This window comes from Marinobacter sp. NFXS9 (genome assembly GCF_040148665.1).
Taxonomy (GTDB): domain Bacteria; phylum Pseudomonadota; class Gammaproteobacteria; order Pseudomonadales; family Oleiphilaceae; genus Marinobacter_A; species Marinobacter_A mangrovi.
In genome coordinates this window covers 22,067-34,269 of the sequence record NZ_JAGDDW010000010.1, presented here as the reverse complement: position 1 = coordinate 34,269, position 12,203 = coordinate 22,067, and the positions used below count along the sequence as shown (strand labels likewise).

Sequence of the window (12,203 nt, the reverse complement as noted above, 5' to 3'; positions counted from 1 at the left end):
TTATTTCTTCTTGGCCTCTTTACGTCTGACCAGCTCGTCCGCATAACGTACACCCTTACCTTTATAAGGCTCGGGCGGACGGTAGGCGCGGATTTCCGCTGCGACCTGACCAACCTGTTGCTTATCGATACCCCGAATCACGACTTCCGTATTCGACGGTGTTTCAGCCGTGATACCTTCGGGCAGCTCGTACTCAACCGGGTGAGAGAAACCCAGAGTCAGATTGAGCTTTTTCCCTTGTGCCTGGGCACGATAACCCACGCCCACCAGCTGAAGCTTGCGCTCGAAGCCGGTGCTGACGCCAGTCACCATATTGTTAACCAGTGCACGGGTAGTACCGGCAAGGGCACGAGACTGTTTTGCGCCATCACGCGCAGCGAAACGCAGGACGTTTTCTTCCTGCTTCACTTCTACCGCGTCATGAATGGTGAATTGAAGCGCTCCCTTGGAGCCCTTCACATTGATATCCTGTCCGCTCAGCTTAACCTCAACACCGGAAGGCAGCACGACAGGATTATTGGCAACCCTGGACATGTGTAACTCCTAAAATACGGTGCAGATGACTTCGCCACCAACGCCGGCTTGACGCGCGGCGCGATCGGTCATAACGCCCTTGGACGTTGACACGATGGCGATTCCCAGACCACCGGCTACCTTCGGCAGTTCCCCAGCGCCTTTGTACTGGCGCAGACTCGGACGGCTGACCCGCTTGATAGACTCGATAACCGGCTTGCCCTCGAAATAACGGAGGGTCACAGTCAGTTCCGGCTTGGCGTCAGCTGTAACGGAGAAGTCCTCGACATAGCCTTCGTCCTTCAGGACCTGGGCTACGGAGACCTTCATTTTTGATGACGGCATCGTCACATCAGCTTTGGATGCCATCTGAGCATTGCGGATGCGAGTAATCATATCCGCAAGCGTGTCTTGCATACTCATTGGTATGAGGCTCCTGATCTTTTCAGTTGTGCAGCGGCTTGCCGCACCGCTTACCAACAGGCACCGAAGTGCCTACCTTTACCAGCTCGACTTGGTCAGGCCCGGTACGTCACCACGCATGCCGGCTTCACGCAACTTGATGCGAGAAAGCTGGAATTTGCGCAGAACGCCGTGCGGACGACCAGTGACCTGGCAACGGTTACGAAGACGTGCCGGGCTGGCATTACGCGGGAGCTTCTGCAGTTTGATCTGCGCATCCCAACGTTCTTCGTCGCTGGTATTCGGGTTCTTGATAATCGCCTTGAGCTCAGCGCGCTTGACTGCGTATTTCTCGACAGTCTTCTGGCGCTTCAGCTCGCGATTCTTCATCGATACCTTAGCCATTACGCTCGTTCCTTATTTCTTGAACGGAAAGCCGAAAGCTTTCAGCAGTTCACGGCCTTCTTCATCGCTACCCGCACTGGTGGTGATGGTGATATCCAGCCCGCGAATCTTGTCGACCTTGTCGTACTCGATTTCCGGGAAGATGATCTGCTCACGCACACCCATGCTGTAGTTGCCGCGACCGTCAAAAGACTTCGGATTCAGGCCACGGAAGTCACGCACACGGGGAATCGCGATGTGAACCAGGCGATCGAAGAAGTCCCACATACGCTCACCGCGCAGCGTGACTTTACAACCGATCGGCCAACCTTCACGAATCTTGAAGCCCGCGACGGATTTACGCGCCTTGGTGACCACCGGCTTCTGACCAGCCAGCTGCTCAAGATCTGCAAGCGCATTCTCGATCAGCTTCTTGTCGCCGACGGCTTCACCGACACCCATGTTCAGGGTGATTTTTTCAATACGCGGCACCTGCATCGGGTTCTTGTATTCGAACGCCTGTTGCAGCGCGGGTACCACGTCCTGTTTGTACATCTCTTTCATGTTAAGCATCGTAACCACCACCGCTTACTGGTTATCGACAGCTTCTTTCGTGGACTTGAAAATCCGCATCTTGCTGCCGTCTTCCTTGCTCTGGAAGCCGACGCGATCGGCTTTGCCGGTCTGCGGATTAAAAATAGCCACGTTGGAAGCCTGGATAGGTGCTTCTTTCTCGACGATGCCACCCGGCGTGCCGAGCATCGGGTTGGGCTTGGTGTGTTTCTTGATCATGTTGATCCCGGAAACAATCACCTTTCCGTCGGCCTGGACCTTGAGGACCTTGCCGCGCTTACCCTTATCTTTTCCCGTGGTGACGATGACTTCGTCATCTCGTTTGATCTTCTTCATAACCGGCCTCTAGTCCTTACAGTACTTCGGGTGCCAGTGAAATAATCTTCATGAACTTTTCGCTACGCAGCTCACGGGTCACCGGTCCAAAGATCCGGGTGCCGATCGGCGCGTCCTGGTTGTTCAGAAGTACAGCTGCGTTACCGTCGAAGCGAATCAACGAACCGTCCGGGCGACGAACGCCCTTGGCGGTACGCACTACGACAGCCTTGAGGACCTGGCCTTTGCGCACTTTCCCGCGGGGGATGGCTTCCTTAACGGTCACCTTGATGATATCTCCCACGCTGGCGTAACGCCGGTGTGAACCGCCCAGGACCTTGATGCACATCACCTGACGGGCACCACTGTTGTCCGCGACCTCAAGCATTGTTTGAGTCTGAATCATGGTTGTTCTCCAGCAGAAACCACTTTGCCGTTACGACAAGACTCACCGTCCGGGCGAGTTACACCTTCGAAGCGCGTTCGACGACATCAACCAGAGCCCAGCTCTTGGTCTTGGAGATCGGACGAGTTTCCTCGATCCGAACGGTGTCGCCGATGTTGCACTGGTTACTTTCGTCGTGAGCGTGAATCTTGGTTGAGCGCTTGATGTACTTACCGTACAGCGGGTGTTTCACCTGGCGCTCCACCAGAACCACGATGGACTTATCCATCTTGTTGCTCACGACCTTGCCGCTCAGGGTTCTGGCAGTATTAGTAGCTTCAGTCATGTCACTGTCCTGCCTTTTCGTTCAATACTGTTTTCACGCGAGCAACGTCGCGCTTAACCTTGCTGAGGAGGTGAGACTGATTCAGCTGACCTGTCGCCTTGCGCATGCGCAGGTTGAACTGCTCCTTAAGGAGGTCGATCAGCTCTTTGTTCAGCTCCTCGACTGATTTTTCGCGCAGCTCTGTTGCTTTCATCACATCACCGTCCTCGTAACGAAGGTTGTCGAAACAGGCAGTTTGGCGGCGGCCAGGGTGAACGCTTCACGCGCTACTTCTTCAGCAACACCTTCCATTTCATACAGCATTTTGCCCGGCTGGATCTCAGCAACCCAGTACTCGACAGAACCCTTACCTTTACCCATCCGTACTTCCAGCGGCTTACCGGTGATCGGCTTGTCCGGGAAAACCCGGATCCAGATCTTACCGCCCCGCTTGATACGACGGGTCATTGTCCGACGTGCCGCTTCGATCTGGCGCGCAGTTATACGGCCACGGCTTGTCGCTTTCAATCCGTACTCACCGAAGCTCACCTTGTTACCGCGCTGAGCGAGACCGGTGTTACGGCCTTTCATTACCTTGCGAAATTTCGTACGTTTTGGCTGCAGCATACGAGTGCCCCTTTACTTAGAACCTTTCTTGCGAGAGGCATCCTTCTCAGCACGGACTTGTTCCATGCCGCCAAGAATCTCGCCCTTGAAGATCCATACCTTGACGCCGATGATGCCGTAGGTGGTCTGCGCTTCGTAGGTTGCGTAGTCGATGTCTGCACGCAGTGTGTGCAGCGGCACCCGACCTTCGCGATACCATTCGGAGCGCGCGATTTCCGCGCCACCCAGACGGCCGCCGACCTGGATCTTGATACCTTTTGCGCCCTGGCGCATGGCGTTCTGAACCGCACGCTTCATGGCGCGACGGAACATCACACGACGCTCCAGCTGGCCAGCCACGTTCTGGGCAACCAGTTTGGCATCCAGATCCGGCTTACGGACCTCTTCGATGTTGATGTGCACAGGCACGCCCATCATGCCGCTGACTTCGCGACGCAGACGGTCAACATCTTCACCCTTCTTACCGATAACAATACCGGGACGGGCAGTATGGATCGTGATACGGGCGTTCTGAGCAGGGCGCTCGATCACAATCTTGCTTACAGACGCCTTCACCAGACGCTTTTGCAGGAATTCACGCACCTGAATGTCGTTCAGGAGGTTTTTCGCGTATTCCCCTTTTTCGGCATACCAGACTGAGTTGTGCTCTTTAATCACACCCAGCCGAATACCGGTTGGATTTACTTTATGACCCATCTGAGCATCTCCTACTTGTCGGCGACCTTGACGGTGATATGACAGGTGCGCTTGAAAATACGATCAGCGCGCCCCTTAGCTCGAGCCTTGATTCGCTTGAGCGTCGGGCCCTCGTCCACCATGATGGTGGCTACCCGCAACTCGTCAACGTCCAGACCTTCGTTATGCTCAGCGTTGGCAATGGCAGATTCCAAGGCTTTCTTGATCACTACCGCCGCCTTTTTCGGGCTGAAAGTCAGAATATTCAGGGCTTCCTCTACTGCCTTGCCGCGGACCTGATCTGCGACAAGACGCGCTTTCTGAGCAGAGAGGCGAGCGCCTTTGTACTTAGCCGCTACTTCCATTTCTCTATACCCTCAATCAGCGTTTAGCTTTCTTGTCGGCAGCATGACCGCGGTAAGTACGCGTAGCAGCGAACTCACCCAGCTTGTGACCCACCATGTCTTCAGAGACATGGACCGGCACGTGTTGCTTGCCGTTATGGATTGCAATGGTCAGGCCTACCATCTCCGGGAAAACCGTCGACCGGCGCGACCAGGTCTTGATCGGTCGCTTGTCGTTGGATTCCAGAGCTGCCTCAACCTTCTTCAACAGATGCAGGTCAATAAAAGGACCTTTCTTCAAAGAACGTGGCACAGCAAATACCTCTATGTAGTCGTTTACTTGGCTGAACGACGACGTACTATCATTCGGTCAGTACGCTTGTTCTTACGAGTCTTATGCCCTTTGGTCGGAACACCCCACGGAGTAACCGGGTGACGCCCGCCAGAGGTACGCCCTTCACCACCACCATGCGGGTGGTCAACTGGGTTCATAGCAACACCACGTACTGTTGGGCGTTTGCCGCGCCAACGTGATGCACCCGCTTTACCAAGCTGCTTGAGGGTGTGTTCGCTGTTGGACACTTCGCCCAACGTTGCACGACACTCGACAAGCACCTTACGCATTTCACCTGAACGAAGACGCAGCGTTGCATACGCGCCTTCACGAGCGACCAGCTGTACGGATGCGCCCGCACTGCGAGCCAGCTGAGCGCCCTTTCCAGGCTTGAGTTCGACGCAGTGGATAACGGAACCGACCGGAATATTCCGGAGCGGCAGCGTGCTACCCACCTTGATTGGCGCGTCGATGCCAGAGCGCACTTCCTGCCCTGCTACGACACCTTTGGGAGCGATGATGTAGCGACGCTCGCCATCGGCGTACTTGAGCAGCGCAATGTGCGCAGAGCGGTTCGGATCGTATTCCAGACGCTCTACAACGGCCGGGATACCATCTTTGGTCCGCTTGAAGTCGATCAGGCGGTAATGACGCTTGTGGCCACCACCGACGTGACGCGTGGTGATCCGACCGAAATGGTTACGACCACCGGTGCGGCTCAGAGATTCAACCAACGGCTCGAAAGGCTTGCCTTTGTGCAGGTCAGGGTTGTAAGTCTTTACAACGTGACGGCGGCCGGGCGATGTTGGCTTGGTTTTGACGATCGGCATTTTACGACCCCTTTACCTTATTCCACATCCACAAAGTCGATTTCCTGACCTTCCGCAAGACGAACGTAAGCTTTGCGAAGATCATCGCGCTTACCGAAGCCACGCACCGTGCGCTTCAACTTACCCTTGCGGTTCAGGATCTGAACACCTTCGACTTTGACGTTGAACAGCTGCTCAACAGCGCGTTTAACCTCCGGCTTCGTCGCGTCAGCGGCGACTCGAAACACAACCTGGTTGCTTTCGGCGACCAAGGAGGCCTTCTCGGAAACATGCGGTCCCAGCAGGACCCTATAAATACGTTCCTGATTCATCCCAGCATCTCCTCAATCTTCTTCAGAGCCGGCACGGTAACCACAACGTTCTCGTGAGCAACCAGGCTCACCGGATCCAGACCGGCAACGTCACGCACGTCAACGTGCGGAATGTTGCGTGAAGCCAGGTGCAGGTTCTGCTCAACGGTGTCTGCCAGAATCAGCGCGTTGGACACACCCAGATCCTTGAGCTTGGCGCTGAATGCCTTGGTCTTGGGAGAGTCGACAACGACGTCGTCAACCACGACCAGACGTTCCTGACGCACCAACTCAGAGAAAATAGAGCGCAGTGCCGCACGGTACATCTTGCGGTTCACTTTCTGGGAGTGATCTTGCGGCTTGGCAGCAAACGTCACACCACCGCTACGCCAGATCGGACTACGGATCGTACCCGCACGGGCGCGACCAGTACCCTTCTGGCGCCATGGCTTCTTACCACCGCCACTCACTTCAGAGCGGGTCTTCTGGGCACGAGTGCCCTGACGACCGCCGGCCATATAAGCCGTAACGACCTGATGGACCAGCGACTCGTTGAAATCTTTCGCGAATGCGGCGTCAGATACGGAAACGCCTTCGCTGCTACCAGTAATTTTCAGTTCCATCGCATCGCTCCTCAGGCTTTAACTGCAGGCTTGATGACAACGTCGCCGCCAGTAGCGCCAGGAACGGCACCTTTGACGAGCAGCAGGTTGCGCTCAGCATCGACGCGGACCACTTCCAGGTTCTGAACGGTGACCCGCTCATTGCCCATCTGGCCAGCCATCTTCTTGCCTTTGAAAACTTTACCCGGAGTCTGGTTCTGACCAATTGAACCAGGCGCCCGATGCGACAGGGAGTTACCGTGAGTGGCGTCCTGCATGGAAAAGTTCCAGCGCTTGACGGTACCGGCAAAGCCCTTACCTTTGGAGGTCGCCGTTGCATCAACGAACTGACCCGCTTCAAAGGTAGTAGCTACGATTTCGCCGCCGGCCTGAAGATCTTCACCTTCGCCGTCTGCCAAACGAAATTCCCATACGCCACGACCAGCCTCTACGCCAGCCTTAGCGAAATGTCCGGACTCACTCTTGGTTACACGGGAAGCGCGACGCTTACCAACAGTCACCTGGACTGCACGGTAGCCATCTGACTCGAGTGTCTTGAGTTGGGTGATACGGTTGGCTTCAACCTCAATCACCGTTACGGGCACTGCGCGCCCGTCATCCGTAAAAATACGGGTCATACCGGCCTTACGACCGACAACACCAATTGCCATGTTTCACCTCTTAAAGTGTACGGGGCTCTCACCCTCTATGGCCTTACGACAGTTACACAAACCAACGCGTTGCGCGTTAGCCGAGGCTGATCTGAACGTCTACACCGGCAGCCAGATCAAGCTTCATCAATGCATCTACTGTCTTTTCCGTCGGCTCAACAATGTCGAGCAGACGCTTATGCGTACGAATTTCATACTGATCGCGCGCGTCTTTGTTGACGTGCGGAGAGATCAATACCGTGTACTTTTCCTTGCGCGTCGGCAGAGGAATCGGACCACGCACCTGAGCGCCGGTCCGCTTCGCGGTATCGACGATCTCCTGCGTGGACTGGTCGATCAGGCGATAATCAAACGCCTTCAACCGAATTCTGATCTTTTGGCTTTGCATGTTGCACCAAACTCCACTCGTAGCAGCTACTGTTAGCCGACCTTAAAAAAAGGAGCCGCATTGTATGCAGAACGCACAACCCTGTCAAGCAGGCGTGCGACACCATCTACCCCTAAAGTCGGATAATTACCTATCTTCATAGAAAAAGGGGCTGCACAAAGCAGCCCCTTTTCCCGAAGACCGATCGATTACTCGATGATCTTGGCGACAACACCCGCGCCAACGGTACGACCACCTTCGCGGATCGCGAAGCGCAGACCTTCTTCCATGGCGATCGGGGCAATCAGAGTGGCAACCAGTTTGACGTTGTCACCCGGCATAACCATCTCAACACCTTCCGGCAGCTCACACGCGCCCGTTACGTCGGTCGTACGGAAGTAGAACTGCGGACGGTAGCCCTTGAAGAACGGGGTATGACGACCACCTTCTTCTTTGCTCAGCACGTAAACTTCGGACTCGAACTTGGTGTGCGGGGTAATGGAACCCGGCACCGCCAGGACCTGACCACGCTCAACGTCGTCACGCTTGGTACCACGCAGCAGAACACCCACGTTCTCACCCGCGCGACCTTCGTCCAGCAGCTTACGGAACATCTCAACACCGGTACAGGTGGTCTTGGTGGTGTCGCGGATACCCACGATTTCCACTTCGTCACCTACCTTGATGATGCCACGCTCAACACGACCGGTCACAACGGTACCACGACCAGAGATGGAGAAGACGTCCTCGATCGGCATCAGGAACGGCTGATCGATCGCACGCTCCGGCTCAGGGATGTACTCGTCCAGGGCCTCAACCAGCTTCTTGACAGCGGTCGTACCCATTTCGTTGTCATCCTTGCCTTCCAGCGCCATCAGCGCGGAACCGGTGATGATCGGCGTGTCGTCGCCCGGGAAGTCGTACTGGCTCAGCAGGTCACGCACTTCCATTTCAACCAGTTCCAGCAGCTCTTCGTCATCAACCATGTCCGCTTTGTTCAGGAACACAACGATGAACGGAACGCCGACCTGACGGGACAGCAGGATGTGCTCACGCGTCTGCGGCATCGGGCCGTCAGCTGCGGAACAAACCAGGATCGCGCCGTCCATCTGCGCCGCACCCGTGATCATGTTCTTCACGTAGTCGGCGTGACCCGGGCAGTCAACGTGTGCGTAGTGACGCGTCGGGGAATCGTACTCAACGTGAGACGTCGCGATGGTGATACCACGCGCCTTCTCTTCCGGTGCGTTATCGATCTGGTCGAAAGCACTTGCAGTACCAGTACCCCAAACCTCGTGACACACACGAGTCAGGGCTGCAGTCAGCGTGGTTTTACCATGGTCAACGTGGCCAATCGTGCCCACGTTCACGTGCGGTTTATTACGCTCAAATTTTTCTTTAGACACGGTTACACCTCTTCCTGTTTCTTAGATCCGGGTATCAACCCTTTTTAATGATCGCTTCGGCAATGTTCGAAGGAGCTTCTGAGTAACCAGCAAACTCCATCGCGTAGGACGCACGACCTTGCGTTGCAGAACGCAGATCGGTGGCGTAACCGAACATCTCCGACAACGGAACCTCGGCACGGATGATCTTGCCCGCAGGGCTATCTTCCATACCCTGAACGAGACCACGACGACGGTTCAGGTCACCCACGACGTCACCCATGTAGTCTTCCGGGGTAACGACTTCGACCTTCATCATCGGCTCGAGGAGCGCCGGACTCGCCTGCTCGGCGGCTTTCTTCAGCGCCATGGAGCCAGCGATCTTGAACGCCATCTCGTTCGAGTCAACATCGTGATAGGAACCATCGTGCAGCGTCGCTTTGATACCCAGCAGCGGATAGCCCGCCAGGATACCGTTCTGCATCTGCTCTTCGATGCCCTGGGAAACCGCCGGGATGTATTCCTTGGGAACCACACCACCTACGATTTCGTTCACGAAGATGAAGTTTTCAGCATCTTCGTCATCCAGCGGAATCGGCTCGAACTTCACGTGAACGTGACCGTACTGACCACGACCACCGGACTGACGAACGAACTTGCCTTCGACATCAACCGCTTTACGGATGCACTCACGATAAGCCACCTGAGGCTTACCGATGTTCGCTTCCACCTTGAACTCGCGACGCATACGGTCAACGATGATGTCCAGGTGAAGCTCACCCATACCGGAGATGATGGTCTGACCGGACTCTTCATCGGTGCGGACACGGAAAGACGGATCTTCCTGCGCCAGCTTGCCGAGAGCCACGCCCATTTTCTCCTGGTCAGCCTTGGATTTCGGCTCAACCGCAACGGAGATAACCGGCTCCGGGAATTCCATGCGCTCAAGAACGATCTTGGCGCTTTCGTCACACAGAGTATCACCGGTGGTGACGCTCTTCAGACCGATAGCCGCTGCGATGTCACCCGCCAGAACCTCTTTGATTTCCTGACGCTCTTTGGAGTGCATCTGGACCATACGGCCGACACGCTCTTTCTTGAGCTTGACCGAGTTGTAGACGGACTGACCGGACTCCAGCTTACCGGAGTACACGCGGAAGAAGGTCAACGTGCCCACGAACGGGTCAGTGGCGATCTTGAACGCCAGAGCCGCGAACGGAGCATTGTCATCAACCGGACGGGTTTCTTCAGTGCCTTCATCATCGACTTCACCACGGATCGCCTTGACTTCGTCAGGCGCCGGCAGGAATTCGATAACGGAGTCCAGGACCGCCTGAACGCCCTTGTTCTTGAAGGCAGAACCACAGGTCGCGACAACGATTTCGTTAGCGATAGTACGCAGACGCAGGCCTTTCTTGATGTCCTCGATCGACAGCTCGCCTTCTTCGAGGTACTTCTCCATCAGCTCTTCGTTGGCTTCAGCAGCAGCTTCGACCATCTGCTCGCGGTACATCGCCACTTCGTCCGCCATATCTTCCGGGACGTCGCGCTGGTCGTAGGTCGCACCAGCATCGTCTTCGTTCCAGTAGATGGCCTTGTTACGGATCAGGTCGATAACGCCCGCGAACTCATCTTCAGCACCGATCGGCAACTGAATGGGTACCGGCGAAGCACCCAGACGGGTCTTGATCTGATCAACGACGCGCAGGAAGTTGGCACCTGCACGGTCCATTTTGTTGACGAAGACCATGCGCGGCACTTCGTACTTGTTGGCCTGGCGCCATACCGTTTCGGACTGGGGCTCAACACCGGAAGAACCACAGAAAACAACAACGGCACCATCCAGAACCCGCAGGGAACGCTCTACCTCGATGGTAAAGTCAACGTGTCCCGGGGTATCGATGATGTTGATACGGTGCTCATCGTACTGCTGGTCCATGCCACTCCAGAAACAAGTGGTGGCAGCAGAGGTGATGGTAATACCACGCTCCTGCTCCTGCTCCATCCAGTCCATGGTCGCCGCACCGTCGTGTACCTCACCGATCTTGTGAGAGATACCCGTATAGAACAGAACGCGCTCGGTGGTCGTGGTTTTGCCCGCATCAACGTGCGCACAAATCCCGATATTGCGATAGCGCTTAATTGGGGTCTTGCGTGCCACAGTAAAAACCTCGGCTTATCAGAAACGGAAGTGAGAGAAAGCCTTGTTGGCTTCGGCCATGCGATGAACGTCTTCGCGCTTCTTGACTGCCGCACCCTTGCTGTCGGCAGCATCCAGAATTTCGCCGGCCAGACGCTGGGCCATGGACTTTTCACCACGCTTGCGTGAGAACTCAACCAACCAGCGCATAGCCAGTGCATTCTGACGAGAAGGACGCACTTCAACCGGCACCTGGTAGGTTGCACCACCAACACGACGGGACTTAACCTCAACCATCGGCTGGATGTTCTCCAGAGCCTTTTCGAACATCTCGATCGGCTCTTCTTTGGACTTATCAGCCACGATATCGAGCGCGCCGTAAACAATGCGCTCGGCTACGGCTTTCTTGCCGCTTTCCATAACGTGGTTGATGAATTTGGCCAGACGCTGGCTGCCAAATTTAGGATCCGGGATGATTTCCCGTTTTGCTGCAACTCTTCTTCTAGGCATCGATAAGCCCTCTGTAAAAAAGGTCTTCAGGAACCCCTGAGATAGCCATTCGACTACTCAGCCTTACTCTTATCGTCGTTTGGCAACGATAAAAGACCCGCTTAGGGAAATTAGGACTTGGGTCGTTTAGTACCGTACTTGGAACGGCCCTGCTTACGGTTCTGAACACCCTGGGTATCCAAAGTACCGCGAACAGTGTGATAGCGAACACCCGGCAAGTCTTTTACTCGACCGCCGCGGATCAGCACAACACTGTGCTCCTGCAGGTTGTGGCCTTCACCACCAATGTAGGAAGACACCTCGTAACCGTTGGTCAGACGAACACGGCACACTTTACGCAGTGCTGAGTTCGGCTTCTTCGGCGTGGTGGTGTATACACGAGTACATACACCCCGACGTTGCGGACAGCTCTGAAGCGCCGGGACGTCGCTTTTCGCCATCTTGCGTTTACGAGGCTTACGTACCAACTGATTAATCGTTGCCATGTAAGCAAACTCCAAAATACTGGATCATTGATATCGCCCCTAGGGG

At 55.5% G+C, this 12,203-nt stretch carries 21 protein-coding genes; all 21 read right to left on the bottom strand.

The window, feature by feature from the left end:
* Window positions 1-534, bottom strand: a complete 534-nt coding sequence (rplF, locus tag J3364_RS15400) for a 50S ribosomal protein L6 (protein WP_123634111.1) — start codon at window positions 532-534, stop codon at window positions 1-3.
* A 9-nt stretch (window positions 535-543) separates the two neighbouring features.
* Window positions 544-936, bottom strand: a complete 393-nt coding sequence (gene rpsH, locus J3364_RS15395; protein WP_123634110.1) for a 30S ribosomal protein S8 — start codon at window positions 934-936, stop codon at window positions 544-546.
* Window positions 937-1,014: 78 nt separating this feature from the next.
* Window positions 1,015-1,320, bottom strand: a complete 306-nt coding sequence (gene rpsN / locus J3364_RS15390) for a 30S ribosomal protein S14 (protein ID WP_123634109.1) — start codon at window positions 1,318-1,320, stop codon at window positions 1,015-1,017.
* A gap of 12 nt (window positions 1,321-1,332) precedes the next feature.
* Window positions 1,333-1,863 (bottom strand): 50S ribosomal protein L5, encoded by a 531-nt coding sequence (gene rplE / locus J3364_RS15385; protein ID WP_502882523.1) that lies wholly within the window; start codon window positions 1,861-1,863, stop codon window positions 1,333-1,335.
* 24 nt (window positions 1,864-1,887) lie between these two features.
* A complete protein-coding gene (rplX, locus tag J3364_RS15380) occupies window positions 1,888-2,208 on the bottom strand; it encodes a 50S ribosomal protein L24 (protein WP_203143802.1) in 321 nt (106 codons plus the stop codon).
* Window positions 2,209-2,224: 16 nt separating this feature from the next.
* A complete protein-coding gene (rplN, locus tag J3364_RS15375; RefSeq protein ID WP_123634106.1) occupies window positions 2,225-2,593 on the bottom strand; it encodes a 50S ribosomal protein L14 in 369 nt (122 codons plus the stop codon).
* A gap of 58 nt (window positions 2,594-2,651) precedes the next feature.
* Window positions 2,652-2,918, bottom strand: coding sequence for a 30S ribosomal protein S17 (gene rpsQ, locus J3364_RS15370; RefSeq protein ID WP_123634105.1), 267 nt, complete (start codon window positions 2,916-2,918; stop codon window positions 2,652-2,654).
* Between the two features lies 1 nt (window position 2,919).
* Window positions 2,920-3,111, bottom strand: coding sequence for a 50S ribosomal protein L29 (gene rpmC / locus J3364_RS15365; protein ID WP_123634224.1), 192 nt, complete (start codon window positions 3,109-3,111; stop codon window positions 2,920-2,922).
* Window positions 3,111-3,524, bottom strand: coding sequence for a 50S ribosomal protein L16 (rplP, locus tag J3364_RS15360; protein WP_092025516.1), 414 nt, complete (start codon window positions 3,522-3,524; stop codon window positions 3,111-3,113). The genes rpmC and rplP overlap by 1 nt, the downstream gene beginning before the upstream one ends.
* A 12-nt stretch (window positions 3,525-3,536) precedes the next feature.
* Entirely contained in the window at window positions 3,537-4,220 is a 684-nt protein-coding gene (rpsC, locus tag J3364_RS15355) for a 30S ribosomal protein S3 (RefSeq protein ID WP_123634104.1), read from the bottom strand.
* A gap of 11 nt (window positions 4,221-4,231) precedes the next feature.
* A complete protein-coding gene (gene rplV / locus J3364_RS15350) occupies window positions 4,232-4,564 on the bottom strand; it encodes a 50S ribosomal protein L22 (protein ID WP_123634103.1) in 333 nt (110 codons plus the stop codon).
* 16 nt (window positions 4,565-4,580) lie between these two features.
* Entirely contained in the window at window positions 4,581-4,856 is a 276-nt protein-coding gene (gene rpsS / locus J3364_RS15345; protein ID WP_123634102.1) for a 30S ribosomal protein S19, read from the bottom strand.
* Between the two features lie 23 nt (window positions 4,857-4,879).
* The gene (gene rplB / locus J3364_RS15340) at window positions 4,880-5,707 is read right to left on the bottom strand and encodes a 50S ribosomal protein L2 (protein WP_349559171.1); all 828 of its coding nucleotides are present in this window, start codon (window positions 5,705-5,707) and stop codon (window positions 4,880-4,882) included.
* Window positions 5,708-5,724: 17 nt separating this feature from the next.
* Window positions 5,725-6,018, bottom strand: a complete 294-nt coding sequence (gene rplW, locus J3364_RS15335; protein WP_349559170.1) for a 50S ribosomal protein L23 — start codon at window positions 6,016-6,018, stop codon at window positions 5,725-5,727.
* Window positions 6,015-6,620 (bottom strand): 50S ribosomal protein L4, encoded by a 606-nt coding sequence (gene rplD, locus J3364_RS15330; RefSeq protein ID WP_123634100.1) that lies wholly within the window; start codon window positions 6,618-6,620, stop codon window positions 6,015-6,017. The genes rplW and rplD overlap by 4 nt, the downstream gene beginning before the upstream one ends.
* An 11-nt stretch (window positions 6,621-6,631) precedes the next feature.
* Complete coding sequence (rplC, locus tag J3364_RS15325; protein WP_123634099.1) at window positions 6,632-7,270, bottom strand: 50S ribosomal protein L3; 639 nt, start codon at window positions 7,268-7,270, stop codon at window positions 6,632-6,634.
* A 76-nt stretch (window positions 7,271-7,346) separates the two neighbouring features.
* The gene (rpsJ, locus tag J3364_RS15320) at window positions 7,347-7,658 is read right to left on the bottom strand and encodes a 30S ribosomal protein S10 (protein WP_004580743.1); all 312 of its coding nucleotides are present in this window, start codon (window positions 7,656-7,658) and stop codon (window positions 7,347-7,349) included.
* A 188-nt stretch (window positions 7,659-7,846) separates the two neighbouring features.
* Window positions 7,847-9,043, bottom strand: a complete 1,197-nt coding sequence (gene tuf, locus J3364_RS15315) for an elongation factor Tu (protein WP_123634088.1) — start codon at window positions 9,041-9,043, stop codon at window positions 7,847-7,849.
* A gap of 34 nt (window positions 9,044-9,077) precedes the next feature.
* Window positions 9,078-11,183 (bottom strand): elongation factor G, encoded by a 2,106-nt coding sequence (gene fusA / locus J3364_RS15310; RefSeq protein ID WP_349559169.1) that lies wholly within the window; start codon window positions 11,181-11,183, stop codon window positions 9,078-9,080.
* Between the two features lie 18 nt (window positions 11,184-11,201).
* Window positions 11,202-11,672, bottom strand: a complete 471-nt coding sequence (gene rpsG, locus J3364_RS15305) for a 30S ribosomal protein S7 (protein ID WP_111498316.1) — start codon at window positions 11,670-11,672, stop codon at window positions 11,202-11,204.
* 110 nt (window positions 11,673-11,782) lie between these two features.
* Complete coding sequence (gene rpsL, locus J3364_RS15300) at window positions 11,783-12,157, bottom strand: 30S ribosomal protein S12 (RefSeq protein ID WP_123634097.1); 375 nt, start codon at window positions 12,155-12,157, stop codon at window positions 11,783-11,785.
* Window positions 12,158-12,203: the final 46 nt, after the last annotated feature.

Excerpts from the sequence above, each read along its gene's own strand:
- rplF (WP_123634111.1), bottom strand. The coding sequence starts at position 534 with ATGTCCAGGGTTGCCAATAATCCTGTCGTGCTGCCTTCCGGTGTTGAG.
- rpsH (WP_123634110.1), bottom strand. The coding sequence starts at position 936 with ATGAGTATGCAAGACACGCTTGCGGATATGATTACTCGCATCCGCAAT.
- rpsN (WP_123634109.1), bottom strand. The coding sequence starts at position 1,320 with ATGGCTAAGGTATCGATGAAGAATCGCGAGCTGAAGCGCCAGAAGACT.
- rplE (WP_502882523.1), bottom strand. The coding sequence starts at position 1,863 with ATGAAAGAGATGTACAAACAGGACGTGGTACCCGCGCTGCAACAGGCG.
- rplX (WP_203143802.1), bottom strand. The coding sequence starts at position 2,208 with ATGAAGAAGATCAAACGAGATGACGAAGTCATCGTCACCACGGGAAAA.
- rplN (WP_123634106.1), bottom strand. The coding sequence starts at position 2,593 with ATGATTCAGACTCAAACAATGCTTGAGGTCGCGGACAACAGTGGTGCC.
- rpsQ (WP_123634105.1), bottom strand. The coding sequence starts at position 2,918 with ATGACTGAAGCTACTAATACTGCCAGAACCCTGAGCGGCAAGGTCGTG.
- rpmC (WP_123634224.1), bottom strand. The coding sequence starts at position 3,111 with ATGAAAGCAACAGAGCTGCGCGAAAAATCAGTCGAGGAGCTGAACAAA.
- rplP (WP_092025516.1), bottom strand. The coding sequence starts at position 3,524 with ATGCTGCAGCCAAAACGTACGAAATTTCGCAAGGTAATGAAAGGCCGT.
- rpsC (WP_123634104.1), bottom strand. The coding sequence starts at position 4,220 with ATGGGTCATAAAGTAAATCCAACCGGTATTCGGCTGGGTGTGATTAAA.
- rplV (WP_123634103.1), bottom strand. The coding sequence starts at position 4,564 with ATGGAAGTAGCGGCTAAGTACAAAGGCGCTCGCCTCTCTGCTCAGAAA.
- rplB (WP_349559171.1), bottom strand. The coding sequence starts at position 5,707 with ATGCCGATCGTCAAAACCAAGCCAACATCGCCCGGCCGCCGTCACGTT.
- rplW (WP_349559170.1), bottom strand. The coding sequence starts at position 6,018 with ATGAATCAGGAACGTATTTATAGGGTCCTGCTGGGACCGCATGTTTCC.
- rplD (WP_123634100.1), bottom strand. The coding sequence starts at position 6,620 with ATGGAACTGAAAATTACTGGTAGCAGCGAAGGCGTTTCCGTATCTGAC.
- rplC (WP_123634099.1), bottom strand. The coding sequence starts at position 7,270 with ATGGCAATTGGTGTTGTCGGTCGTAAGGCCGGTATGACCCGTATTTTT.
- rpsJ (WP_004580743.1), bottom strand. The coding sequence starts at position 7,658 with ATGCAAAGCCAAAAGATCAGAATTCGGTTGAAGGCGTTTGATTATCGC.
- rpsG (WP_111498316.1), bottom strand. The coding sequence starts at position 11,672 with ATGCCTAGAAGAAGAGTTGCAGCAAAACGGGAAATCATCCCGGATCCT.
- rpsL (WP_123634097.1), bottom strand. The coding sequence starts at position 12,157 with ATGGCAACGATTAATCAGTTGGTACGTAAGCCTCGTAAACGCAAGATG.